This window comes from Bacteroides sp. AF29-11 (assembly GCF_003602895.1).
Lineage (GTDB): Bacteria > Bacteroidota > Bacteroidia > Bacteroidales > Bacteroidaceae > Bacteroides > Bacteroides uniformis.
On sequence record NZ_QTLY01000011.1, the window covers coordinates 135,875 to 162,777 of the forward strand.

The 26,903-nt window shown below is 45.9% G+C and carries 21 protein-coding genes; 11 read left to right on the forward strand and 10 right to left on the reverse strand.

Translation table 11 applies throughout. The features are described 5' to 3' along the window. The first annotated feature begins 5 nt into the window (after nucleotides 1–5). The 5 genes from DWZ03_RS18305 to DWZ03_RS18325 all read left to right on the forward strand — a co-directional run bounded on the left by DWZ03_RS18305 (nucleotide 6) and on the right by DWZ03_RS18325 (nucleotide 6,043). Entirely contained in the window at nucleotides 6–938 is a 933-nt protein-coding gene (locus DWZ03_RS18305; RefSeq protein WP_008663742.1) for an OadG family transporter subunit, read from the forward strand. 23 nt (nucleotides 939–961) lie between these two features. Beyond that, complete coding sequence (locus DWZ03_RS18310) at nucleotides 962–1,396, forward strand: biotin/lipoyl-containing protein (protein WP_005826788.1); 435 nt, start codon at nucleotides 962–964, stop codon at nucleotides 1,394–1,396. A 1-nt stretch (nucleotide 1,397) separates the two neighbouring features. Continuing rightward, a complete protein-coding gene (locus DWZ03_RS18315) occupies nucleotides 1,398–2,558 on the forward strand; it encodes a sodium ion-translocating decarboxylase subunit beta (RefSeq protein ID WP_005826789.1) in 1,161 nt (386 codons plus the stop codon). A 172-nt stretch (nucleotides 2,559–2,730) separates the two neighbouring features. After that, nucleotides 2,731–4,083 (forward strand): tetratricopeptide repeat protein, encoded by a 1,353-nt coding sequence (locus DWZ03_RS18320; protein ID WP_119958014.1) that lies wholly within the window; start codon nucleotides 2,731–2,733, stop codon nucleotides 4,081–4,083. A gap of 109 nt (nucleotides 4,084–4,192) precedes the next feature. Further along, complete coding sequence (locus DWZ03_RS18325) at nucleotides 4,193–6,043, forward strand: glycoside hydrolase family 13 protein (RefSeq protein WP_120130508.1); 1,851 nt, start codon at nucleotides 4,193–4,195, stop codon at nucleotides 6,041–6,043. A gap of 470 nt (nucleotides 6,044–6,513) precedes the next feature. Here the strand turns inward: DWZ03_RS18325 and DWZ03_RS18330 are convergent, their stop codons facing one another. Continuing rightward, nucleotides 6,514–7,524, reverse strand: coding sequence for a class II fructose-bisphosphate aldolase (locus DWZ03_RS18330; protein WP_005826798.1), 1,011 nt, complete (start codon nucleotides 7,522–7,524; stop codon nucleotides 6,514–6,516). Nucleotides 7,525–7,806: 282 nt separating this feature from the next. After that, complete coding sequence (locus DWZ03_RS18335) at nucleotides 7,807–8,814, reverse strand: endonuclease (protein ID WP_061411187.1); 1,008 nt, start codon at nucleotides 8,812–8,814, stop codon at nucleotides 7,807–7,809. 188 nt (nucleotides 8,815–9,002) lie between these two features. Here DWZ03_RS18335 and DWZ03_RS18340 point away from each other — a divergent pair, with 188 nt between their 5' ends. After that, nucleotides 9,003–9,254 carry a type B 50S ribosomal protein L31 gene (locus DWZ03_RS18340; RefSeq protein ID WP_005835945.1) on the forward strand — a complete coding sequence of 84 codons (252 nt, stop codon included), beginning with the start codon at nucleotides 9,003–9,005 and terminating at the stop codon, nucleotides 9,252–9,254. Between the two features lie 181 nt (nucleotides 9,255–9,435). Beyond that, nucleotides 9,436–10,962 (forward strand): M48 family metallopeptidase, encoded by a 1,527-nt coding sequence (locus DWZ03_RS18345; RefSeq protein ID WP_044467724.1) that lies wholly within the window; start codon nucleotides 9,436–9,438, stop codon nucleotides 10,960–10,962. A gap of 91 nt (nucleotides 10,963–11,053) precedes the next feature. Here DWZ03_RS18345 and gcvT read toward each other — a convergent pair whose 3' ends face one another. From gcvT to DWZ03_RS18360, 3 genes are all read right to left on the reverse strand, one after another. Next, entirely contained in the window at nucleotides 11,054–12,142 is a 1,089-nt protein-coding gene (gene gcvT / locus DWZ03_RS18350; RefSeq protein ID WP_035449409.1) for a glycine cleavage system aminomethyltransferase GcvT, read from the reverse strand. Between the two features lie 38 nt (nucleotides 12,143–12,180). Next, a complete protein-coding gene (pepT, locus tag DWZ03_RS18355; protein WP_005835942.1) occupies nucleotides 12,181–13,404 on the reverse strand; it encodes a peptidase T in 1,224 nt (407 codons plus the stop codon). Nucleotides 13,405–13,600: 196 nt separating this feature from the next. Beyond that, a complete protein-coding gene (locus tag DWZ03_RS18360) occupies nucleotides 13,601–15,013 on the reverse strand; it encodes an amidophosphoribosyltransferase (RefSeq protein ID WP_044467727.1) in 1,413 nt (470 codons plus the stop codon). Nucleotides 15,014–15,184: 171 nt separating this feature from the next. Between DWZ03_RS18360 and DWZ03_RS18365 the strand changes: the two genes are divergently transcribed. Next, a complete protein-coding gene (locus tag DWZ03_RS18365; RefSeq protein ID WP_005826809.1) occupies nucleotides 15,185–15,991 on the forward strand; it encodes a helix-turn-helix domain-containing protein in 807 nt (268 codons plus the stop codon). A 3-nt stretch (nucleotides 15,992–15,994) separates the two neighbouring features. Here DWZ03_RS18365 and DWZ03_RS18370 read toward each other — a convergent pair whose 3' ends face one another. The 3 genes from DWZ03_RS18370 to DWZ03_RS18380 form a co-directional block, all read right to left on the reverse strand. Then, nucleotides 15,995–16,936 (reverse strand): EFR1 family ferrodoxin, encoded by a 942-nt coding sequence (locus tag DWZ03_RS18370; RefSeq protein WP_120130509.1) that lies wholly within the window; start codon nucleotides 16,934–16,936, stop codon nucleotides 15,995–15,997. Nucleotides 16,937–17,141: 205 nt separating this feature from the next. Beyond that, complete coding sequence (locus DWZ03_RS18375; protein WP_057088054.1) at nucleotides 17,142–19,304, reverse strand: glycoside hydrolase family 97 protein; 2,163 nt, start codon at nucleotides 19,302–19,304, stop codon at nucleotides 17,142–17,144. Between the two features lie 218 nt (nucleotides 19,305–19,522). Continuing rightward, the gene (locus DWZ03_RS18380; RefSeq protein WP_022402053.1) at nucleotides 19,523–20,008 is read right to left on the reverse strand and encodes a DsbA family protein; all 486 of its coding nucleotides are present in this window, start codon (nucleotides 20,006–20,008) and stop codon (nucleotides 19,523–19,525) included. Between the two features lie 725 nt (nucleotides 20,009–20,733). On the opposite strand from DWZ03_RS18380, the gene crcB reads away from it, so the two are divergent. The 3 genes from crcB to eno all read left to right on the forward strand — a co-directional run bounded on the left by crcB (nucleotide 20,734) and on the right by eno (nucleotide 23,148). After that, entirely contained in the window at nucleotides 20,734–21,111 is a 378-nt protein-coding gene (crcB, locus tag DWZ03_RS18385) for a fluoride efflux transporter CrcB (protein WP_005826820.1), read from the forward strand. A 13-nt stretch (nucleotides 21,112–21,124) separates the two neighbouring features. Then, on the forward strand, nucleotides 21,125–21,793 hold the full coding sequence (locus tag DWZ03_RS18390) for a pentapeptide repeat-containing protein (RefSeq protein ID WP_044467303.1): 669 nt from the start codon (nucleotides 21,125–21,127) through the stop codon (nucleotides 21,791–21,793). A 65-nt stretch (nucleotides 21,794–21,858) separates the two neighbouring features. After that, a complete protein-coding gene (gene eno / locus DWZ03_RS18395) occupies nucleotides 21,859–23,148 on the forward strand; it encodes a phosphopyruvate hydratase (protein ID WP_120130510.1) in 1,290 nt (429 codons plus the stop codon). Nucleotides 23,149–23,251: 103 nt separating this feature from the next. Here eno and DWZ03_RS18400 read toward each other — a convergent pair whose 3' ends face one another. Together DWZ03_RS18400 and DWZ03_RS18405 are read right to left on the reverse strand one after the other, a co-directional pair. After that, nucleotides 23,252–25,498 carry a glycoside hydrolase family 3 N-terminal domain-containing protein gene (locus DWZ03_RS18400; RefSeq protein ID WP_120130511.1) on the reverse strand — a complete coding sequence of 749 codons (2,247 nt, stop codon included), beginning with the start codon at nucleotides 25,496–25,498 and terminating at the stop codon, nucleotides 23,252–23,254. Nucleotides 25,499–25,515: 17 nt separating this feature from the next. Further along, a complete protein-coding gene (locus DWZ03_RS18405) occupies nucleotides 25,516–26,886 on the reverse strand; it encodes a M57 family metalloprotease (protein ID WP_016273350.1) in 1,371 nt (456 codons plus the stop codon). Nucleotides 26,887–26,903: the final 17 nt, after the last annotated feature.

The window sequence follows — 26,903 nt, forward strand, 5'->3', positions numbered from 1 at the left end:
CGATTATGAATAAAACAAAAATCGGAATATTCCTTTCATTGATGCTGGTGTTGGGCTTTTGCTCTTCTTGCAAAGAACAGAAATCGAACAACAAACTGCTGCTGAATGAAGTGCTGGTCAACAACGAGAGCAACTATCAGGATGACTACGGTGTGCACAGCGCATGGATTGAAATATTCAACAGATCATACGGCAGCGCCGACCTTGCAGGTTGCTATCTGAAATTCAGCAGCCAGCCGGGTGATACTGCCAGTTATTTCATTCCCAAAGGTGACGTTCTGACACTCATAAAACCACGTCAGCATGCACTTTTCTGGGCTGATGGAGAACCAAGACGCGGTACATTTCATACGAACTTCAAACTGGATGCCACAAATGCCAACTGGATTGGGTTGTATGATTCCGGCAAGAAATTGCTTGATCAAGTCATAGTGCCTGCCGGTACTTTAAAAGCCAACCAATCCTATGCCCGTGTCAGTGATGCAGCCGACCAATGGGAAGTAAAGGGTGGAAGCGAAGATAAATATGTCACTCCGAGTACCAACAACAAGACTATCGACAGCAATGCCAAAATGGAAAAATTCGAAGAGCATGACAGCGTAGGTATCGGTATGGCTATTTCTGCCATGAGCGTTGTATTCTGCGGGCTGATATTACTCTACATCTCCTTCAAGATTATAGGTAAAATATCAGTTAACCTCAGCAAACGCAATGCCATGAAAGCTAAAGGTATTACTGATAAACAAGAAGCAAAAGAGAAACAACTGGGGCAGGCTCCGGGAGAAGTTTTTGCTGCCATTTCAATGGCCATGCACGAATTCCAAAGCGATGTACACGATGTGGAAGACACGATACTTACCATTACCCGTGTAAAACGCAGTTACTCACCGTGGAGTTCAAAGATTTATACGTTGCGTGAGACTCCTCACAAAAAGTAAGTCACCCATAATAAAATAAAACGATGAAAGAATATAAATATAAAATTAACGGTAACGTATATAAAGTTGCCATTGGAGATATTGAAGACAACATCGCTCATGTAGAAGTGAACGGTACTCCCTACAAAGTTGAAATGGAAAAAGCACCGAAGGTAGTCGTTAAACCGGTAGCACGTCCGGCAGCCACATCCGCTCCTGCTGCTCCTGCTACTCCGGTAGTAAAACCGGCCGCTGCTTCTACCGGCAAGTCAGGTGTAAAATCTCCGCTTCCCGGTGTAATCCTCGATATCAAAGTAAATGTCGGCGATACAGTAAAGAAGGGACAAGTTATCATCATTCTGGAAGCCATGAAGATGGAAAACAATATCAATGCTGATAAAGACGGTAAGATTACAGCCATCAATGTAAACAAAGGGGACTCTGTTCTCGAAGGTACTGACCTCGTAATTATTGAATAATATGGGAGAATTTATCACATTTTTAGGAAACAACCTTGCCGACTTCTGGACTTATACAGGTTTTGCCAATGCAACGGTAGGACATGTGGTAATGCTTCTGGTAGGTTTGTTTTTCATATACTTGGCTGTAGCCAAGGAATTTGAGCCGATGCTATTAATTCCTATCGGTTTCGGTATGCTGATTGGTAATATACCTTTCAATATGGAAGCCGGATTAAAAGTCGGTATCTATGAAGAAGGTTCCGTACTTAATATTCTGTACCAGGGAGTAACCTCCGGTTGGTACCCGCCACTCATATTCCTGGGTATCGGTGCCATGACGGATTTCTCTGCTTTGATATCGAACCCCAAATTAATGTTGGTTGGTGCAGCAGCCCAATTCGGTATATTCGGTGCTTATATGATTGCCCTTGCCATAGGATTTGACCCGATGCAGGCTGGTGCAATCGGTATCATTGGTGGTGCCGATGGTCCGACTGCCATCTTCCTCTCTTCCAAACTGGCTCCTAACTTAATGGGTGCCATTGCGGTATCAGCCTATTCATATATGGCATTAGTACCGGTGATACAGCCGCCTATTATGCGTTGGCTGACCAGTAAAAATGAACGTCTTATCCGTATGAAACCTCCCCGTGTGGTTTCACATACGGAAAAAGTAATGTTCCCGATTATCGGTTTGTTACTAACCACATTCCTTGTACCATCCGGTCTGCCTTTGCTGGGTATGCTGTTCTTCGGTAATTTACTGAAAGAAAGTGGAGTTACACGTCGTCTGGCAAACACAGCCAGTGGTCCACTGATTGATACCATTACTATTCTGCTTGGTTTGACAGTAGGTGCTTCTACGCAAGCATCCGAGTTCTTAACCCTTGATTCAATCAAGATATTCGGTCTGGGCGCCTTATCATTTGTCATTGCCACAGCATCCGGCGTCATCTTCGTGAAGATTTTCAACCTCTTCCTGAAGAAGGGCAACAAGATTAATCCGTTGATCGGTAATGCCGGTGTATCTGCCGTACCCGACTCTGCACGTATCTCCCAAGTAGTAGGTCTGGAATACGATCCTACCAACTATCTGCTGATGCATGCCATGGGCCCGAACGTTGCCGGTGTAATCGGTTCCGCTGTAGCAGCAGGTATCCTGCTGGGATTCTTAATGTAATACATTTATTCATTCCGTTATCCGGATTGAATTCCGAACTATTTTAAAGCCCCTCCATCATTTTTGGAGGGGCTTTTTCGTTAATCTATCTAAAACAGATTACGATTATTTCGTAAATACATTCTTTTTAGTAACTTGCAGTCAGTTTAACCTCATATAAATGATATACTGTATGCGAAAGCTTTTTATCTCCTTATGTTTCAGTGCATGCTGTTCACTTCTGGCGGCACAGACCACAAACCCCATTCAAGAGGCGATGGCCAACTACGATTATGAAACAGCCTTGATGTTGATCGATCAAGAAACCCCGACCGTCCCCCTGCTCTACCAAAAAGGGAAAGCGCTGAAAGGACTGGGCAATAACCTTGAAGCTCTGAGCGTATTTCAAGAAGTCGTAGCTCAGGATTCTCTCAATCCCCGGGCATACATTGAAGCTGCCGAATGCTGCAAATCACTAGCCAAATATAGCGAGGCACTGGATTACTACCAGAATGCGCTCCACATAAATCCGGACAATAAATACGCACGCATCCAGTATATCAGTCTGCTGATGAACATGAAGAGATACCGTGAGTCTCTAAAGGAAAGTAACCTGCTGGCAGAAAGGGACAGTTCCGCCTATGTACTACACCTTAGAGCCGAAAGTATGGGGCAAGTCTATGACAACACAGAAATCATGCATGTGATAGATGCCTATCTGGACATACAGAAAAGATATCCCAATGATTACCTGTCTGCTGCCAAACTCGGCAACATCTATGTAGCAGGCCACCAGTATGAAGACGCCATAAGCATAACGGAGAAATACCGTTCCATAGACTCCACCAACGTCCTTGTGAACCGCATCAATGCCCAAGCCTATTGCCTGAACAAAGATTACCCCAAAGCAATAGAAAGATATGAACAACTGTTACAGGAAAAAGACAGTTCTTTCCAAACCTGCTTCTACGCCGGAATCAGTTATTATGCCCTCGAAGACTTCTACCCAGCACACGACCTGCTGGAAAGGGCTCTTAAAGATGACAATACCAACATCAACGTTCTCTATTATCTGGGACGCGCCTGCTCCAAGACATCATGGAAAGAGGATGGAGTGACTTATCTAGAAACTGCCGTAAGCCTCGCCATGCCCAGCGACAGTGTCATGTCCCGCCTATATGTGGGGCTTGCGGACTGCTACAAGATGGCATTTCAATACACCGACCAGGCGAATACCCTTCTGACGCAATACGAAAAATACGACCGGCAGAAACACAAACTGCTCTACGACGCAGCCTTTATCTATTATTACTATCTGAAAGATGCGTCCAAAGCAGAGAGATACCTAACGGCCTACCTGAAAACCCGTCCGAAAAACAGCAAGGACAAAGTGCAGGAAGTAGATGCGGACGGAGTTCCCATCATCGGAGAAGACAACCGATACAATGCCGCCGAAAACTGGCTGAAGGACATCAGAGAAAAGCGCAAGAAAGAGGACTTCTTCAAGGGAAAGGTCGATACCGCCAGCGTAACCCCCATCAAATAGCCCAATGAAAACGTTTGCATAATATAATAAGGTACAGTAACGGAGAAAGATTAACTTTCTCCGTTATTTGTTTTAAATTAGCGCAAAAATTAACCGTAAAGTTACTATCATGAAAAAAGTATTCTTAATCTTGGGAACACTCTTACTCTCCCTCAGTACGTATGCAGCTATGAATGTGAACAAAATCGACCCTCCGTTTTGGTACACCGGCATGCAGAACCCGGAACTCCAGCTGATGGTCTATGGCGAAGGCATCGGCAACGCGGCAGTATCCGTCAATTATCCTGGCGTCTCATTGAGCAGCACCGTCAAGCTGGAAAGCAACAACTACCTCCTGGTCTATCTGAAACTGGACAAGGATGTAAAACCCGGCAAATTCAACCTCACCTTCACTGAAGGAAAAAAGAAACTCGTAAAGGAATATGAACTGAAGGCACGCAACAAGAAAGGTTGCGAACATAAAGGTTTCGACGCCTCCGACGCACTGTACCTGCTGATGCCCGACCGCTTTGCCAATGGCAACCCAGACAATGACCAGATTGCGAGCATGGCCGAGTACAAGGTAGACCGCAATGACCCCAATGCACGCCACGGCGGTGACCTTGCCGGCATAGAACAACACCTGGACTACTTCTCCGACCTCGGCGTCACAGCCCTCTGGTTTACTCCGGTACTGGAAAACAACATGACCGGCGGTTCCTATCACGGCTATGCCACCACAGACTACTACAAGGTGGACCCGCGCTTCGGTACCAACGAAGAATACAAGCAACTGATTGAAAAAGCCCATGCACGCGGCATCAAAATCGTAATGGACATGATTTTCAACCACTGCGGCGTAGAGCATGTATGGATTAAGGACATGCCCTCCAAAGATTGGTTCAACAACCCCGACCACGAAAACAACTTCGTGCAGACCTCCTTCAAACTGACCCCGCACGTAGACCCTTATACTTCCCAGTACGATGCCGACCAGATGAACGACGGCTGGTTTGTACCTTCCATGCCCGACCTCAACCAGAAGAATCCTCACGTTTACCGCTACCTGGTACAGAACAGTTTCTGGTGGATTGAATTCGCCAACATCGACGGCATCCGCATGGACACTTACCCGTATGCCGACTATGATGCCATGAGCAACTGGATGAAAGAGCTCAACGAAGAATATCCCAACTACAACACCGTGGGCGAGACCTGGGTTACCGAACCCGCCTACACCGCCTGGTGGCAGAAGGATTCCAAGCTATCAGCCCCCAAGAACAGTAACCTCAAGACCGTTATGGACTTCAGCTTCTTCGACAAGATAAATACCGCCAAGAATGAACAGACCGAAACTTGGTTCAAGGGACTAGACCGCATATACAATAACTTCGTATACGACTTCCTCTACCCCAACCCCGCTTCCGTACTGGCATTCATCGAAAACCACGACACCGACCGCTTCCTGGGCGAAGGCGACAACCTTCCGATGCTGAAGCAAGCCTCTACCCTGCTGCTTACCACCCGCCGCATTCCGCAACTCTACTACGGAACGGAAGTTATGATGAATGGCGTGAAGAGCAAGAGCGACGGCTATGTCCGCAAGGACTTCCCCGGTGGATGGACCGGTGACGCAACAAACGCACTGACCCCAGCCGGACGTACCAAAATACAGAACGAGTGCTACGACTTCTACAAGACCATCCTGAACTGGCGCAAAGGAAACGATGTGATTGCCAAAGGCAGCATGGTGCAGTTCATGGTACAGAATGGTGTTTATGCCTACGCACGCCAGTACGAAGGCAAGACGATATTCGTGATGCTGAACGGTACAGATGCAGAGACCACCGTTCCTTTGAAATTCTACAAGGAAATCCTGAAAAACAGCAAGCAGGGAAAAGATATTCTTAGCGGCAAGGCCATCACCTTCGGTGAAGAGCTGAAGATGGGCCCCAGAGAATCATTAGTGATAGAATTATAACGCGTACTCCACACAGAGAGCTCATTCTTGCAAATCTCCCTTGCAGATAGCTGGCAGACACTTCTCCTGCCAGCCATCTGCAAGGGATTTTTAGTATGGAATAGGTGTCACGGGGATATGCTTTTCACCGGTCTCAAATATAGCTAATCTGTTAGTTCATAACGGTGAACACTTTGTTCCAGTATAGAGAAACAAAGTGTTCAGATATGTAGAAACAAAGTGTTCTTACGTATTGGAACGAAGTGTTTTTGCATATTGGAACAAAGTGTTCTCTTTATTGAAACAAACTGTTCAGTTAAGGGAAACAGACTGTTTTGTTAAAGGAAACAGACTGTTGTACACGTTGAAACATCCGCTTCTGAAATAAGCGGCGAACTTAACCATCCCACAACACCGGCCTATATACAACAAGTCAGCCCTTGCAACATCAATATTGCAAGGGCTGACGCTATATTCGGATTATCTTTCGATTAGTCCAGTTGAGCCAATTTGTTCTCTGAACCAAGCACGTTGATGATTTTATGCTTGTACAGTTTTTCCATATTGTCACGAGCCGGACCCAGATACTTACGCGGGTCGAATTCTGCCGGTTTTTCAGCAAATGTCTTGCGGATAGCAGCTGTCATAGCCAGACGTGAGTCAGAGTCGATGTTGATTTTGCAAACAGCAGACTTGGCAGCCTTACGCAACTGCTCTTCGGGGATACCGATAGCAGCTTCCAGCTTACCACCATACTTGTTGATAGTATCAACTTCTTCCTGAGGAACTGAAGAAGAACCGTGAAGAACGATGGGGAATCCCGGAAGTTTCTCCATTACAGCATCCAGAACGGCAAATTCCAAAGGAGGAGGAACCAGACGACCGGTAGCAGGGTCAACGTGGCATTGTTCGGGTTTGAACTTGTATGCACCATGAGAAGTACCGATTGAGATAGCCAGTGAATCGCAACCTGTACGGGTAGCGAAGTCAATAACTTCTTCAGGATTAGTATATGTATGGTGTTCTGCAGAAACTTCATCTTCTACACCGGCCAATACACCGAGTTCGCCTTCTACAGTTACGTCGAACTGATGGGCATAGTCAACTACCTTCTTAGTCAGTGCAACGTTTTCTTCGTACGGAAGGTGTGAACCGTCAATCATTACTGAAGAGAAACCGGAGTCGATACAGCTCTTGCAAGTTTCGAATGTATCTCCGTGGTCAAGGTGAAGAACAATTTCAGGATGTTTGCAACCCAATTCCTTAGCGTACTCAACAGCACCCTGAGCCATGTAACGCAACAGCGTAGCGTTGGCATACTGACGGGCACCCTTAGATACCTGAAGAATAACCGGAGACTTTGTTTCAACTGCAGCCTTGATGATAGCCTGCATCTGTTCCATATTGTTGAAGTTGAATGCCGGAATAGCATATCCACCTTTGATAGCCTTAGCAAACATCTCTCTTGTGTTTACCAGTCCTAAATCTTTGTAATTAACCATTTTGTTTAAATTTTATTGTTAGTGAATTAAAATTCTACGCAAAAGTAATCATTATCCTTTAAAGTAAAGAACTTGAGAGGAATAAAATATCCGGCTCATCCTACCAAATCCATTCTATTTTAAAGCTATTGGCTTCATTTAACAGATTATTGTAATCTCTATATTACAAACTCTTTGCATTTATCTCTGCCAGCCATACTTTTGCCATCTATACTTCTATCAACAAAAAAGCCGGAGAACATGTTTGCTCTCCGGCATCTGTTTACACATTATTATGTAATACTAATTTTTCAGATAGATGATGGTCGGCAAATGGTCACTGTAACCGTTCAGCCAAGTCCTGCCTCCATGCGTACGCAAGGGGGAACCTTTGTATTTGCCATCCTGCTGAATCAGATAATCGCGGATGAAAACTTCATTGTGATCATAGCGCAACCCTTTCTTAGCCTTCAGCAACGGTTTCGAAATGACAATCTGGTCAAACAAGTTCCACTTGCCCCGATAGAGCAATGTCCCCACTCCCTTGTCTTCCAGTGTCTCCCACCAGGGATTGTAGAATTCGCCTTTCTTCACCTGCTTCGGATATTTGCGTGCACCCAGCACCTTCATGCTTTCATCCATCGGGTCGTCATTCATATCCCCCATCACGATGAGTTTCAGCTTCTTGTCGCTACGCATCAGAGAGTCCTTCAAGGCCTTTACCTGCCTGGCTGCATGCACACGCACCGGTGACTTTGCCCCACGGGAGGGCCAGTGGTTCACTATCACGCAGACACGCTCTCCCGCCAGTTGCCCGTCCACAATCAGGAAGCCGCGCGTCAAGTGCAGCGTATCCCCCTCAAAAGGAGTAGAAAGCACCAACTTTGAGTGGGTAACGCTAAACTGCTTCGGGTCGTACAGCAAGGCACAGTCTATACCCCGTCTGTCCGGTCCTTCATAATGCACGAACTCATAATTGGAAATGGCCGGCTGCTTCACGAGGTCTTCCAGCACCCGGCTGTTCTCCGCCTCTGCCACACCGATGAATGCCGGACCTTCCGGCACTAAATCACGCGAAAGGGAACCCAACACTTTGGAAAGGTTCTGCAGCTTGGACTCATACTTCTTTGCCGTCCATTGGTAACTGCCGTCGGGCAGGAACTCATAGTCATTCTTACCTGCATCATGAATCGTATCAAACAAGTTCTCAAGATTGTAGAACGCAACACTATACAGTTTCCGTTCCGCATTTTGTGCCCCCAACGTTGCCACGCACAGCCAGAAAGAGCATAAGACAAGTAGTTTCCTCATAAATTCACAAGATTAAGTCCTGCAAAAATCAGAAATAAAATGCGATAAACCTACTAAATAAAAATAAATCTGAATTTATTTTGTAGAGTCTCCAACTTGCACTATCTTTGCGCTCTGAAAAGAAGACCATTACACTATTTATTACCAAAATAGTAACAGAATATAAATTTTTAAAAGAAAATATCAAAATGAAAAAAGGTATTCATCCTGAAAATTACCGTCCGGTAGTATTTAAAGATATGTCAAATGGTGATGTATTCTTGTCTCGTTCCACTTGCAACACGAAAGAGACTATCGAATTCGAAGGTGAAACTTATCCGCTGGTAAAGCTGGAAATCTCCAGCACTTCTCACCCGTTCTACACAGGTAAGTCTAAGCTGGTTGACACTGCCGGTCGTGTTGATAAGTTCATGAGCCGTTACGGTAACCGTAAGAAATAATCAGTTTCAAGCAAACTGAAAAAAGGGAGTCTTTCACTGAAAGGTTCCCTTTTTTGTTTCCGCCTCCCACTGCAGGACCGATAAATAGGGAATCTCCTATCACAGAATAGGGAAAAAAACGAGAAAGGAGAAAAACACTTCCCTATTTTTGTATCATCAAAACCGAAAACATATACTAATCATGAAACGACTCGCCACCCTATTCATCCTGACAATCCTTGTCGCAACGGCAGGATTTGCCAAGCCCAAAAAGTACAAAGATTTAAGCGGAAACATCGCTGTCAAAGGAGAATTGACAAAAGAGTACCGGCAATCTCCCGCCGGTACACCGGTCATTATCCGCCGGGTTGTCAAAATGAAGAATCCCGGTGAAAGCAGCAACAACATTTGCTATGCTGTCGAAATGAACGGCATACAAGAGACCATTCCTTTGAATGAGATGGGGCACATTGCCATATCCGCTCCGCAAACCGACCGGGAATTCTGGCAGCAGATATACTTGAAAAACCATCTTTACGAATATTTCAGCGACCGCGGCTACAAGCACAAACTGCGCCAGGAAATCGACGAAGAGTGCCTGGAGTATCTCGACAAACTGAATGAGATAGCCTATCAGGAAGATTACATCGTTTCGTACGTGCAGGGAGTGTTCTCCAAGTTGAACGCCACCACCATTGACAGCAATCGCGGGGAGAGTCTGAACATACGTATCATCCAGTCGCCCGAACCAGATGCCTTCATGCTTCCCAACGGCTCCATGGTTATCAGTACGGGCCTCCTCTGCACTCTTGATTCCGAAGACGAACTGGCCGCCGTCATCGCATGTGAGCTGGGACATTTCGTCCTCGACCATCAGGTAAACAACATTTACCGTGCCGAGCGGCGTGCCAAGCGTGCAGCTTTTTGGGCAGATGTCTTTGCCACTACCGCCAGTGCAGCCCTCGATGTGGCCTACTGGGACGATAATGAAGATGCTTATGCCGTCAGTCTGGTGGCAGATATCGGAGCCATCGCTTCCCTTTTGAGCATTCCGGCAACGGACCGGTTGGGGATGAAATACAAAACTTCCCAGGAAATCTCTTCAGACCGCCTTGCGCGCCAACTTCTGGCATTCAAGGGATATAATCCCGACGGAATCGCATCGGCCCTCGGTAAAATTATAGGGTATTACAACCTGCACCAACGCAACAAGGACATTCCTCGCTACGGCAGCATCGGCAACCTGCAAAAGCGTATAGAAAAGGCCGGTGAATCCCATAGCCTGAGTGCCCGCCCCTACCTACGGACCACCAGCGATGTCGTTTCTTTCAACGCAAGTATGAACTACGCCAACAAGCGCTATAAGGAAACTGCCCGGCTGATACGCAAGAACATTGACAACAGACTAGCCACAGACAATGACTACATCATCCTGGTAAAAGCGGAAATGGCACTGTCTAATACGGAAGAAGTGAACAACCGCTGCCTCGCCATGCTTGATAAAGCCCAGGAGATGGCAGGAACAAGCCCCAATCTGGACATATATAAACAAAAAATACTATTATTGATGCGCATGAACAAACAAGCCCAAGCCGCCGATATACTGAAAGAATATATCACCTTGCTTTCGGCCTACGAAGGCCAGGGCATAGAAGGAACCGAAAAGGAATGGACCAATAAAGAGATAGGTTGGGCAAACCAAATGCTGGACAGGATAAGCAGAATATAGAGAAAGGAATAACTAAGAATGAAGAATTTGACTGCGCGATGATGCCGCATGACAAATTCTTCATTCTTCTTATTTTAGTTATTCATTCAAATTACTGTTTGCGGAACGGCGGCTTCACAACCACAGCTTTCAGCTTACGTCCCCGCATGTCAATGCAGATTTCCGTACCGACTTTGCTGTACTCGGGTCTGATATACCCCATTCCGATACCAATCTTGCGGGTAGGCGACATAGTTCCGGAGGTAACCACACCGATGGCAGTACCGTCTGTACTATACAGCTCGTAACCATGACGGGGGATACCGCGGTCTATCATTTCAAATCCCACCAACTTACGGGTAGTGCCTTCCGCTTTCTGTTTTTCCAGCATCGGGCGATTGGTGAAGTTCTTTCCCTCCACAAACTTGGTAATCCATCCTAAACCCGCTTCAATGGGCGAAGTGGTGTCATCCAAATCATTGCCATACAAACAGAATCCCATTTCCAGACGAAGCGTATCGCGCGCACCCAGACCAACTGGCTTAATGCCGAACTCCGCGCCTGCCTCAAACACGGCATCCCAAATCTTCATGGCAGCCTCCGGATAGAAGTAAAGTTCAAAACCACCCGCACCGGTATATCCGGTATTGGAGATAATGACATCCTTTTCTCCGGCAAACTCACCGTGGGTAAAAGTATAGTAAGGAAGGTCGGAAAGATTAATGGAAGTCAGCTTCTGCAAAGCCTGAATAGCCTTCGGTCCTTGCACAGCAAGCTGTGCCATGTGCTCGGAAGCATTTTCCAATTCTGCGCCTTCCGTGTTATGAGACACACACCAGTTCCAGTCTTTCTCAATGTTCGACGCATTCACGACAAGCAGGTATTTCTCCGGCTCATAATGATAGACCAGAAGGTCGTCCACAATACCTCCATTTTCATTTGGGAAGCAGGTATACTGTACTTTCCCCGGTGTGAGGGCAGCTACGTTATTGGAAGTCACTTTCTGCAGAAAGTCCAAAGCATGGGGACCTTTCACCCAGAATTCTCCCATGTGTGAGACGTCGAATACACCGACACCCTGACATACTGTAAGATGTTCGTCAATGATGCCGGAATACTCGATAGGCATATTATATCCCGCAAACTCGTGCATCTTGGCACCCAGCGAGATGTGTTTTTCGGTAAACGGAGTGGTTTTCATGGAACTATTAGAGTTATGAGTTATGAGTTATGAATTATCTATTTGCTGGCTACGAGCTCGGCAATCTTGACGATGACGTTCATGGCTTTCTCCATGTTCTGGATAGGCACGAACTCATAGCGGCCGTGGAAGTTCAAGCCACCGGCAAAGATATTGGGACAAGGCAGGCCCTTGAAAGAGAGCTGGGCACCGTCCGTACCTCCGCGAATGGCTTTTACACGAGGCTCTACACCTACCGCCTTCATGGCGGCAAAAGCGGTGTCGATGATATGCATCACCGGTTCAATCTGCTCGCGCATATTATAGTATTGGTCGCGAAGTTCCAGAGTAGCGGTACCCGGACCGTATTCTTCATTGATTTTTGCCACAAGACGTTCCATCTCCTTCTTGCGCTCTTCGAAGCGGGTGCGGTCGTGGTCACGGATAATGTAAGAGACTGTTGTCTGCTCCACCTCGCCGGTAATGCCTATCAGATGATAGAAACCTTCGTAACCTTCGGTATGCTCCGGAGCCTCGTCAGCCGGAAGCATGGACATGAAACGGTTGGCAACGCGGATAGAGTTAATCATCTTATTCTTGGCATAGCCCGGATGCACATTCCGTCCCTTGAAGCTTATCTTGGCAGAGGCCGCATTGAAGTTCTCGAATTCAAGTTCACCCACTTCTCCGCCATCCATGGTATAGGCCCATTCGCAACCGAACTGCGCTACATTGAACTTATGGGCGCCCAAACCGATTTCCTCATCCGGATTAAAGCCGATACGAATTTTACCGTGCTTGATTTCGGGGTGCTCCTTCAGATATACCACCGCCGATACAATTTCGGCAATACCGGCTTTATCATCGGCACCAAGCAAGGTCTTGCCGTCGGTCACAATCAAATCTTCCCCTTGATGGTCGAGCAGTTCGGGGAACTGGGCAGGAGAAAGAACCACATTCTCTTCGGCGCAAAGAACAATGTCCTTACCGTCATAATTCTGCACGATACGCGGAGAAACATTCTTGCCACTCATATCGGGGCTTGTATCCATGTGGGCAATAAAGCCGATGACGGGCAACGGCTTGTCTGTATTGGCAGGAAGAGTGGCGAACAGATAACCATTTTCGTCCAACGTGATTTCTTCCAGACCCAAAGATTCCAATTCTTCTTTCAGATACCGGGCAAACACCATTTGCCCCGGAGTACTCGGAGTAATCTCAGTCTCTTCACTGGACTGAGTATCGAAGCTTACGTACTTTAAAAAACGTTCTACTAAAGTCATGATGAATAATGATTAGTGATTAATGGTTAGTGATTAATGGTCAGTGATTAGTAATTGGCGAAAAGCATTATCCGAATGGCATTAATCATTAATCACTAATCATTAACCACTATTTTGTGCTGTAAAGATAAAAAAAGGGGCGTGAACTGCCAAGCAATTCACGCCCCTTTTTTATTCCTTAAGGACAAAATGTCAATCAAAAATGGCTGCTACCATCAAAACAATGCGTACATATCTTACACTTAGGCAATCCGATAGCTTCAACCAGAGTTTCCAACGTATTGAACTTCAAGGATGAAAGTCCGAAACGCTCGCGGATAACGTCCACCATCTTTTCGTATTCGGGTGAGCCGGTAGTGGCATACTTATCGAGATTCTTATTCTCGTCACCCTCCAGCTCCTTGATGACACGACGGGTAATCAGCTCCATGTCGCTTTTGGAAGCCGTGAATCCTACAAACGGGCAGCTATATATCAATGGAGGACAAGCAATCCGGATATGCACCTCCTTGGCACCATACTCATACAGCACCTTCACATTGTCGTGCAACTGAGTCCCCCGGACAATAGAGTCATCACAGAACAGCAGACGCTTACCCTCGAGCATGGCACGATTGGGAATCAGCTTCATCTTTGCCACCAGCGAACGCAATTCTTGCTTGCTGGGAGTAAAACTACGAGGCCAAGTCGGAGTATATTTGGAAATGGCACGATGATAAGGAACTCCTTTACCTTCGGCATACCCAAGCGCCATACCTACACCCGAATCAGGAATGCCGCAGGCACAATCCACCTCTGACTTATCTGTCTGTGCCATCTTGAAACCGGAGGCAAAACGCACTTCCTCCACATTCTTACCTTCGTAGCAGGAAGTGGGAAAACCGTAATATACCCATAGGAAGGAACAAATCTGCATTCCCTCATCAGGCTTGCGCATCTGTTCCACACCATTGGCACGCAGGCGAACAATCTCTCCGGGTCCCAAATAACGGTCTATCTCATAACCAAGATTCGGAAAGCTGCTCGACTCACTTGTGGCGGCATACGCTCCGTCTTTCTTGCCAATCACAATCGGAGTACGTCCCCAGCGGTCGCGAGCGGCAATGATGCCGTCTTCCGTCAATAACAGCATGGAGCAGGAACCTTTGATATGCTTATACACATTTTCAATTCCTTCGACAAATGTCTTTCCTTGTATAATAAGGAGGGCGATAAGTTCCGTCTGATTGGTTTTGCCCGAACTGAGTTCGGCGAAGTGCATGTTTTGGGCCAACAGTTTTGTTTCCAGTTCTTGCAGATTTACTATTTTGGCTACCGTTACAATGGCAAAGCGACCAAGGTGGGAGTTGAGGATAAGGGGTTGAGGGTCTGTATCGCTGATGATTCCTATTCCGGAATTTCCTTTGAACTTGTCCAGTTCATCCTCAAACTTCGTGCGGAAATAAGTGCTTTCCAGATTGTGAATGGAACGGGTAAACTGCTCCGTTTCTGCATCGTATGTAGCCAACCCACCACGTTTTGTCCCTAAATGTGAATTATAATCTGTGCCGTAAAACAAATCCGCCACACAGCTTGTTGCCTTGGCGACTGTTCCGAAAAAACCTCCCATAAGTTCTGTTTTGTTATTGGTTTCTAAAATTAACGGATGCAAAGGTATGAAGAATTTGCGAAATTCGGGCAGATTTGAAATGAATAAAAAAGGCAATATATTTCTTGCCCACAATAGAAGTTATATTATTGGAAACATATACTTTTGTGATCGAAACCAAACAACTGTATAATGGGAGAAACCGCAAATATTATAATAGCCGATACTCTTCAAGGTCTGGGGACGGACGCATACAGTGGCTATCTTGCACACGCCCTCTGTCTGTCAGGAATCTGCCGATTGAAGTACAATGGAGAGGAACGCGAGCTACGTGCCGGCGACCTGATGATTGTCCGCAAAGGAAAACTGGTAGAGAAAATTCAACCTTCAGAAGATTTTCGCGTAAAGGTCATCTATATCGCATCGGGCTTTGTGGTGCTGAGTACACCACAGAACAACTACGGCATGAAAGGGCAACTTTCCCTATTTCTCAATCCTATCATGTCCCTGACTACCGAACAGCAAGAGCTATGTCTCCGGGATTTTGAACAAGTGGAATACAGACTCCGGAATACAGACCATCATTTCCATCGCGATATGCTTATCGCCTCCACACAGATGTTGATACTCGACTTCTTCGATTTCCACTCCCATCTATATGGCGAGGACAATATCTCTGTACAAAATGCTTCCATCATGAGCCGTTTCCTCAACATGCTGGAGAACGGAACTTTCCGCGAGCATCGTGAAGTGACCTATTATGCCGACTGCCTATGTGTCACCTCCAAATATCTTTCGGAAGTTTCCAAGAAAGTAAGCGGTTATACAGCAAACTACTGGATAAACCGTTATACCACACTCGACATCTCGCGTTTGCTGCGCGACAAATCACTAACGTTCGTCCGTATTTCCGATATGTTCGGTTTTTCCTCTCCTGCTTATTTTAGCCGTTACGTACAACAACATCTGGGTGTAAATCCGACAAAATACAGAGGTTAATGATTATAGTTTTTGATTGTTTGCCCGTTTCAGATCTATTAGCGAAATATGCTCATTACGATAGCGGGCATTGGGGTTCTTCTCCGTTCCGTCAGGAAAAGAGCCATCTTCCTGCTTTATGAACTGAATAGCCTTCTGCGGACAATTCTGTATGCAGGCAAAACAGAACTCGCAGTCACCGGACGTCTTCACTCCTCTCGACGTCAACTCATAGTTGCCGCGCGGACAAACGTAGGTACAGATGCCACAGTCAATACAAACATCGGTCACGGTAAAGAACTTCTCGCTTTTTATCAGGAAGCCCACCTCGGGGTTGAGTCCACTCCGCTGCATAAAACCTTGGTGCTGTTGCCGTTCCTCCTCCGTCACCGGTTCGTGCCAATGCTGCCGACTGTTGATATCTGCCGTTATCTTCTGCAAGTTCTCGGGGATGTGCTTGTCTATCTTGAGTTGCTCGTTCATGTCGAAGTTGGGTAGCCAGTTATCCACCATGATGATAGTGCTGATATAGTCGAACGCATTGTCGGCTTTACGGGATATACGGTCCCAAATCTCTACCGCATCGCACTTCCTTGCACCATAGGTGAGGACAGCAAACTTGTATTCTGCCTTCAGTTTTGCTTTCTGAATGAACTGCCGTACCATATAGGGAGGCATATGACCGTAGATGGGATAAACGATGCCGATTTCATCTGCCTCAAATTCATACTTCCCCCGTTTCACCATCTGAGGGATACTCAACAATTCTGCGTTCTCTCCAGCCAACTGACGGGCGATGTAAAGACTGTTACCCGTTCCGGTAAAATAAAAGATGATACGCTTACTCCTTTTTGTTTCGCAGGATGCCAACGAGAGTAGGCCGGAAGATGCGATAGCACCGCTCATCACGGCAAATCCCATACGCTTTAAAGCCTCCCGACGACTGATTTTCTTATCCGTATTCATATCTCTGATTTTTAATGATTATGCAATCTGTTATCTGAGTGCAAAAATAAAGGTTTCCCCAAAGAACGGACTTACCAAAAACTCGGGTCTTGATGCTATTTTTACGGTATAAGAATGAGCTTACCCTAACACAAAAAAAGCCCCGCAAAGATTGGACTTCTGCGGGGCCTCACTAATGCCTAATAAAAACTCTTTCTACCCTAAATTATCTCCACTTCTTCACAGCTTTCTTGTCAGCCGGAGTCGCTTCAATCAAGCTCAATGCAAAACCACCGCTACGCGCTTCCTTCACGGACATTTTGGTCTTGCTGGTTACGATACCCTTCTTTATCTGATAAGAAGTAGGGTTCTCCTTGTAATCAGCATCTTTACCGTCGGCATAGAGAGTGGCTACGTATTGCTTGCCCGGTTCAAGGAAGTCGAGCGTAAAGTTGGCTGTACGTGCATTCTCGTCTGTAATACCTCCAACAAACCAGTTGCCGGTTCCTTTTGCCTTACGGGCCACGGTAATGTAATCACCCGGTTCTGCTTCAATGTACTTGCTGTCGTCCCAGTCTACTGCCACATCCTTGATGAATTGGAAAGCATCCATGTGCTTTTCGTAGTTCTCAACCAAGTCGGCAGCCATCTGCAACGGGCTGTATAAAGTTACATACAGAGCGAGTTGCTTGGCAAGTGTAGTCTGCACTTGTCCGTGGGGCAAATCGCCCATAAAGTCAAGTTTGGTATCGAAGATACCCGGTGTATAATCCATCGGACCGCCAATCAAGCGGTTGAATGGAAGCAATGTGGTATGGAACGGTTTGCTACCGCCGAATGCCTCATATTCAGTTCCTCGTGCAGATTCGTTGCCAATCAAGTTAGGATAAGTACGGCACAAACCGGTAGGGCGTACAGCTTCGTGCGCATTTACACAAATTTTGTAGTCGGCTGCCTTCTTCACGGCATAGAGGTAGTGGTTGTTCAGCCATTGCCCATAATGATGTTCACCACGGGGAATCATATTACCTACATATCCGCTCTTCACGGCATTGTAGCCATTATCCACCATAAACTGATAGGCCTTGTCCATGTGACGTTCGTAGTTGCGCACCGAACCGGATGTCTCATGATGCATCATCAGCTTCACGCCTTTGCTCTTGGCATATTCATTCAGCATCTTCACGTCGAAATCGGGATAAGGGGTCACAAAATCGAATACATAATCCTTGGATTTGCCAAACCAGTCTTCCCAGCCTTCATTCCAGCCTTCTACCAATACTTGGTCCAGACCGTGCTCGGCTGCGAAGTCGATGTACTTTTTTACATTTTCGTTAGTGGCACCGTGACGGCCGTTGGGCTTCATTTTGGAGTAGTCCACTTCACCCAGTTTGATGGAGGGAAGGTCGTCTGTATATGCCCAGGTGCTCTTACCTGCAATCATTTCCCACCATACACCTACGTATTTCACGGGCTTAATCCAGGAAACGTCCTCGTAAGCACAAGGTTCGTTCAAGTTCAGCGTGATTTTAGAGGCAAGGATGTCACGAGCATCGTCGCTTACGATAACCGTACGCCACGGTGACGTGCAGGGAGCTTGCAGATAACCTTTATCGCCTACTGCATCGGGAGTAAGCCAAGATTCAAAAACAAAATTCTTATCATCCAGATTCAAGTGCATGCAAGAGTAATCCACCAAAGCAGCCTCGTGCAAGTTGATGTACAAACCATCAGCAGTCTTCATCTGCAAAGAAGTCTGAACACCGGTGGGCGAAAACGGGGTTTGCGAAGAGTTAGGCGTAATGGCCCCTTTCATCAGCCCGCGGATTTCAGAAAGTTTGGATTCTGTGTAGTCATATTCCTGCGTATCGTAGTCGCCCGGAATCCAGAAGGCAGTGTGGTCGCCAGTCATGGCAAACTGAGTACGCTCCTCTTTAATCACGAAATAGTTCAGGTTCTTCTGTAAAGGGAATTCATAGCGGAAGCCCATACCATCGTCGAACAAACGGAAGCGGATAATGATGTTCCTATCCTGCGCCTTTTGGTTGAGCGTCACAGCCAGCTCATTATAGTGGTTACGGATTTGCTTTACTTCACCCCATACCGGTTCCCAAGTCTCGTCGAAAGTGGAAGTCTTTGCATCCTCCATCGTGAAGCCATTCATCAGACCGGGGTCGTTCTTCAGTTCGAGTCCTAATTTGGAAGGGTTAATCACCGGCTTTCCTTTGTAAGAAAGTTCGTAAACGGGTTCGCCTTGCGCATTTACCGAAAAATTCAATTGAAGTTGTCCGTTGGGAGAGGTAATACTCTCTGCCATTGCTACGCCGCTCACCAACAAAACGAGCAGGAAGCAGGCTAATTTTGTACAGATTGCTTTCATGTTTCTCATGCTATATTTATAAAATTATGTTCCAGATGCAAATATAGGCAGGAAAGAAATACACTCTGACGCAATTAAACTAAAATGATAGATGATTTGTCGGCAAACGTTTGCATGAAAACCAACTTCCCTTGAACAATATCCTGCCTACAAACAAAATAGAAGGAGAAGTATCGCTACGAAAACTTCGCCCTCCATATTTTTACAACTTTAATCGTGCACTGGAATTATCCCAAAGGATTTTCACCTTGGTCCCCGTCATTGCCTCCCGAAGGATTGGAGTTATCCCCTCCACCATTGCTACTTCCATCCGTATAGTCCGTATCGGGAACCACCATCTTGGTGACGCTCATATTGCCCAACATTTGACTAAAAGCTTTCCCCGGAAAAAACAGAATACGTTTACGGACAATGTTACTGGCCGAAACGCCAGCCTCCGTATCAGCACTCTTCCCTACAAAAGAAGGGCGGAACAATCCGAAATCACCTAAACGAACAGTCTTTCCATCGTCTATTTCTTCCGACATGATGTCCACCAGTCCTGTAGCCACTAAGTCCACCGTCTTTCTGTGAATACCAAGAATACGGCTCACTTTGGCACACAACTTATCAAAATCCAATTCACCCGCTCCTACGGATTTAGCTACATACTTTACATTTTTGTCCTTGTCAAAACCAAAGATTCTCTTTGCCACTACATACTGAAGTCCCATAATTTTTAATGTTTTAGAAAGTTAATATAATAATGTAATAAATAGGCCGAAGCCTTTTCCTCTCTTTCAAGAAGTGGAGATCCATCGTGAGGCCTCAACGATAAACTTTCATTCTCTTGAATTCGATGTTGCAAAGTTAGGGTGTGAATGACGGGAATACAAGGAAATGACATCTACAACCAATTTCGTTAAAACTCTAAAAAACAACAAATTAAGAACAACCCTTCTCTACGAGTGAAGAAAGAAAGGCAGGAAGAGAATGAGAAGGAATGGATACAATCTCTACAGCCAATGAAAATAAATCGCTGATTATCAAGACAAGGTTCTAGAGAGGTCTCTACAATATGGCATTTGAACGGTTAAGACCTCAATTTCAAGAGTGGCTCAAGTTTCACTAGTTATTACCGTATCCAAAAATACAGACAAACCAGTCATCCTTCCAAAGCCCCTTCTACTCGTTTACTAAAATCTCCCGGACATTTTACTAAATCTCCGGCAACGATTTACTAAATCTTCCTCCAAGATTTAGTAAATCGCTTCTGCCCCATCACGAACTATCCGGAACCAAGATTGGCAATCACTCATATCAAATATCAAAATTATATACATCCCACCAATAACTACTTCCCCCAGTACAGAATCGCTTTATGAAATTTCGGGCTATGATTTACTGAAATTCCTTTGTCTTCACTACCTTTGCAGCCAAAACCAACCCCAGAAAACCTATGACTAGATTACTGATAGCTATATTCCTTGGCGGCGGTACCGGCAGCGTACTGCGCTACTGCGTGCAGATGATGCTCCACGAGCGCATAGTCCCCTACTCTTTCCCATGGGCTACATTCACAGTCAATATCCTCGGAAGTTTCCTCATCGGGCTATTCTATACCTTATCCGCCCGTTTCAACCTTTCTACTGAGGTACGGCTGTTGCTGACTACCGGTCTGTGCGGAGGATTCACCACCTTCTCCACTTTCAGCAATGACGGACTGATTCTGATAAAGCAAGAATTCTACGGAATGTTTGCCTTATATACCTTATTAAGTATCACATTAGGAGTCCTGGCAGCCTTCGCCGGCGGCGCCTTCGGACGCTGTATATAACCCAAACACCCCTATGAAACCCAGCAAGCCTTTTGTCATGCCTCCCGTACGCATCATCCCTCCTACCTTAGAGGGACAAAGTGAAAGTTCCAAATCATTGGAAGAATGGCTGAATACGGAAGAAACTGTCAGAGACCTTCACTTCGGTAAACGGACAGAGGAACACATGGAGTATTCCTACAAAAGCATCACCAACTGTACTTTCAGTCATATCCAATTCAGCGCCTGCAAACTGAAATCCTGCCATTTCACTGATGTACGTTTTGAACATTGCGACCTTTCCAACATCTCATTTGCCGAAAGTTCTCTGTTCAGAGTGGAATTCATATCCTGCAAACTGGTGGGAACCAATCTGCCGGAAACAATATTGAACCATCTGACAATGAAGGACTGCAATGCCAGATACCTCAATCTTTCCATGAGTAAAATCAATCAAGCCCGCTTCACCTCTTGTGACTTGCGCAACAGCGACGTCAACGACTGCAAACTTGCCTCCATCGCCTTTGAAAACTGTGAGCTGGTAGAATCCGAGTTTTCACACACCCCTCTAAGAGGAATCGACTTGAGCGACTCGCACATAGGAGGTATACGCCTCAACCTGCCCGACATACGGGGAGCCATCGTCAATACTTCCCAAGCCATGGAGTTGACTACTCTTTTAGGCATTACAATAAAGGATTAAAAACGAAAAACAATTCCTTGTTTTCATTTGTTAGTAAGATAGTTTATAATTAAAATTGACTGAATATGAAAATAGAGAAGATTATCGGACGTGAAATCCTCGATTCAAGAGGTAACCCAACTGTAGAAGTAGACGTAACCTTGGAATCCGGCTTCATAGGCCGTGCATCTGTCCCGTCAGGAGCATCCACGGGAGAACACGAAGCATTGGAACTGCGTGACGGTGACAAAAAACGTTACGGAGGCAAAGGTGTCCTGAAAGCCGTGGACAATATCAATAATATCATTGCTCCCAAGCTCATCGGTATGTCCGCCCTCAACCAGATGGGTATCGACCATGCCATGCTTGCACTGGACGGAACCAAAACGAAAGCCAATCTGGGTGCCAATGCCATCCTCGGCGTATCTCTTGCTGTAGCCAAGGCTGCCGCCGCTTACCTTGACATCCCACTCTACCGATATATCGGTGGTACAAATACCTATGTGATGCCTGTACCGATGATGAACATCATCAACGGCGGTTCGCATAGTGACGCTCCCATTGCTTTCCAGGAATTCATGATACGCCCCGTAGGTGCCACTTCCTTCCGCGAAGGTTTGCGTATGGGTGCCGAAGTGTTCCACGCACTGAAGAAAGTCCTGAAAGACCGTGGCCTCAGCACAGCAGTAGGCGATGAAGGAGGTTTTGCTCCTAATCTGGAGGGTACAGAAGATGCCTTGAACTCCATCATTGCCGCCATCAAGGCTGCCGGATACGAACCGGGCAAAGATGTAATGATTGCCATGGACTGCGCTTCTTCCGAGTTCTACCATGATGGCATCTACGATTATACCAAATTCGAAGGTGAAAAAGGCAAGAAACGTACTGCCGACGAACAGATTGACTATCTGGAAGAGTTAATCAACAAGTATCCCATCGACTCTATCGAAGACGGCATGAGCGAGAACGACTGGGACGGCTGGAAAAAACTGACCGACCGTATCGGCAACCGTTGCCAGTTGGTAGGAGACGATTTGTTCGTCACCAATGTGGACTTCCTTGCAATGGGCATCGAAAAAGGCTGTGCCAACTCCATATTGATTAAAGTAAACCAGATAGGTTCGCTGACCGAAACACTGAATGCCATCGAAATGGCACACCGCCACGGATATACTACCGTAACTTCCCATCGTTCCGGTGAAACGGAAGATGCGACTATCGCAGACATAGCCGTAGCTACCAACAGCGGACAAATCAAGACCGGTTCGCTGAGCCGCTCAGACCGTATGGCAAAGTACAACCAACTGCTTCGCATCGAAGAAGAACTGGGAAGCAATGCGGTGTATGGATATAAGAAAGTTATAAGTTATAAGTAATAAGTGATGAGTTATTTGCCGGAAGGCGGGGCTTATAAAGAAGAAAGCAGAAGGGGCGAACCGTCACGGTCCGCCCCTTCTCTTTTTAACCTTAAATCAACAATCAATCTACTACCTTAAAGAAAACTTCTTCTCCACTTTGGCTATCCGGTGCCACCCAAAGAGCAAAGTCTCCGGCTTCCACCGTCTTCACCATATCTATATTCCAGAAAGCAAGTTCACTTATCGGAAGTTCAAACGATACATTTTTCTTCTCACCCGGCTTCAATGTGACGCGAGCAAAGCGTTTCAGCTCTTTCACCGGACGGGTCACCGAAGCAAACTTGTCCTGCACGTAAAGCTGGGCTACCTCGGTACCTTCATACTTTCCGGTATTCTCAAGGTCGAAAGTCACAGTCAGCACATCTTCCTTCTTCAGATTGGCAGACGAGAGTTTCACATTATCATATTTGAACGTCGTATACGACAGACCGTAGCCAAACGGATACAGCGGATCGAAACCTGCATCCATATAGAAAGAAGTACATCCCAACGAAGTCTGCCCCGCTTCCAACGGAATGTCATTCAGCAAAACCTCATTCCGCGTAGCCGGACGTCCGGAATTGTTATGAGCATAATAAACCGGTATTTGTCCTACCATCTTCGGGAAAGTCACCGGAGTCTTGCCGCTTGGCACTGCCTTGCCCCACAGCAGGTCGGCCAATGCCGGTCCTCCCATCGTTCCGGGATGGAACGAATAAAGCACGGCAGACGAGAGTTCGACTTCTTTTCCTATAGTCAGCGGACGTCCTGCCATTACAACGGTAACCACCGGTTTGCCCGTTTTTGCCAAAGCTGCAACCAGCTCGCTTTGTGCACCCTGCAAGTTCAGGTCGGCCAGGCAATGCGCCTCTCCGGAAAGAATGGCTTCCTCACCCACAAATGCCAGAATGACATCAGCACGTACTGCGGCGGCGGCAGCTTTGGCCACGCCGGCCATATTCTTGTCACGGCTATAAGTCAGGCCCGGTTCGTATATCACTTGTACTTTGTCTCCCACCAATTCCTTGATGGCAGTCAGCGGTGTCACAGTCTTTGTCTTGTCGCCATCAAATACCCAGGTACCCAATTGGTCGTATGGCGCATTCGCCATCGGGCCTACCACGGCAACTGTCTTTACCGAAGATTGCAGAGGCAATGTCTCCTTTTCGTTCTTCAGCAAGATGGCCGATTCCACAGCAGCTTGCTTGGCAGCCTCCAGATGAGCAGGAGCATAAAGTTCCTCTATACGTTTCTCATCTACATAAGGGTTATCAAACAACCCCAAGCGGTACTTGATGCGCAGAATATTCCGCACTGCATCATCTATGGCAGATTCCTTGACTTTTCCTTCTTTTATCAACTCCGGCAGTTCCTTGACAAACGTATAGCTGACCATCTCCATATCCACACCGGCATTCACTGCTTTCATCGCTGCCTCTTTGGAATCGGGCGCAAAGCCATGCGCTATCATTTCGGCTACCGAAGCCCAGTCTGAAACCACCACTCCATCAAATCCCCATTCACCGCGAAGCACGTCTTTCAGAATAAAAGTGTTCCCGGTAGACGGCACTCCGTCATTGTCATTGAACGAAGTCATGAAAGTGGCCGCCCCAGCCTTGGCAGCAGCCTCGAATGGAGGAAGATAGACATTGCGCAGGCGACGCTCCGGAATAAAAGTTGAGTTATAGTCGCGTCCTCCTTCTGCCGCCCCATACCCTACAAAATGTTTGGGACATGCTGCAATAGAGGTCGGATTATTCAAAGAATCCCCCTGAAAGCCTTTTACCATGGCAGCCCCCATCACCGAAGTGAGGTATGTATCTTCTCCACATCCCTCGGCCATACGACCCCAACGGGGATCGCGCGCCACATCTATCATCGGTGCGAATGTCCAGCGAATACCCACAGCAGAAGCTTCGACAGCCGCCACCCGTGCACCGTCCTCGGCCACCTGAGGATTAAAAGAGGCCGCCTGCCCCAGAGGGATAGGGAATATGGTCTTGAAGCCATGAATGACATCACGCGCCATCAGCAAGGGAATGCCCAAGCGGGACTCCTCCATAGCCACGCGCTGCAAGGCATTGACGCGCACCGGGTCCACCTCATTCAGAATAGACCCGACCTCACCTTTCTTTATCAGTCCGCTCATGTCCTCTATATTGCCATAAGAAGAAATCTGGTTCATCTGCCCAATCTTTTCTTCCAGTGTCATACGGGACAACAGAGCTTCTATTTTCTGCTCGATGGCGGCATCACCTTTTCCGTTCTGCACTCGGGTACAAGATGTAAAGGAAAGCAATAATAAATAAGCAATAATAAATTTCAGCATTCTTACTTCACATGTTTTTAATTATAATATGATATATCAACTCGTGTTGTTCCATGCTTTTCATACGGTCCATCATTCTGAGTTCCTAAACTTTTGGAAAAATAAGCATCATAAATATACGTTCCTGCTGGTAGAAAGACTTTCCAAGTATGAGTAACTACATCAGTAGTCAAAGGCCCTACCATATATTCTTCCATCCAAAATTGAACAGTAACAAATGGCCAATGACCATAGGATGTAATAACACCTCCTGTTTCCTTTGGATGTCTGTATATATCAATCCACTCATTAAATGCTCTTTTAACAGTACAAGTCACTGTTACAATCGTATTCTGCTCTATTGTCATGTATTGATTACCATTTGGATGATCTGAAGAAAATTCAGTTACACTTACATAGCCATTACCGCTACGCCATTTAGGATATAGCATTGTATCATCCTTTATATACGTTCCATACCTACATTCATCCGTCAATCCGTAGTCATAGTACCAGCCCCCAAATTGTTTACTATCTGGAATCACATCAGGTATATGATACCAAGACAATTGCACGCTATCCCCTTTATAGAAAGATGCAGAATTTTTATTACCATAGAATGAAAGAGTACACCTAATAGGCCATAGTTCCTTCAAGGCAACCGCATCATAAAAGGGCATACCATTCCAGTTTAAGCCACAAGTATTTGAATTCATATAAGAGACTTGATCTATCTCAGGAGTATTAGGAATCTTAACCATTCCATAAGAACCATTTCCTTCACCCTTCATAAAGCAATCTGTGTGCCGCAATCCAAGATTATGCCCTAATTCATGCATCAATAAGAATATCTTTTGCTTCAAAGTCAAATAAGTATCTATATTAGTATAAAAACTACTATTAATAAAGATTTCTTTTCCAGGCTTTTTTGAAGATGAAGGAAAAACGCCCATTGCACATACATCCGTTCCTGAAATGTTCTTTTTAGTAATCTTCACATCTGGATTATATTCACTATAGCTGATAGTAAGACCAGTATAATCATTATATAGCCTAACAACTTCCTTTACAGCTTCCCTCCAATTTGTGCTTTGAGCAATTGTATTATCAACGCCTATTGTTAGCGACTGTAAATTGTCTACGTAATTATTAGTTCTATATTGTCTCGTTGAAACAATATTGAGACTATCTTTACATATCAATATGTCTTCCTCAACGATATAATAATTATCCCATTCTGTCACAAAGGCAGAATCAAACCCCATAGCATAAATAGCCAATTTAGCTTGTTCCAATTCCAGCGCAGAATTTTCAAAAGGTTTCTCTGGTATTACCAGCTCATCCTCTTGACTACAAGAAAAGAAAAAAGATAAAACTATTAATATCAAAAAAAGGTATTTACTCTTCATATTCTAATTCTATTAAT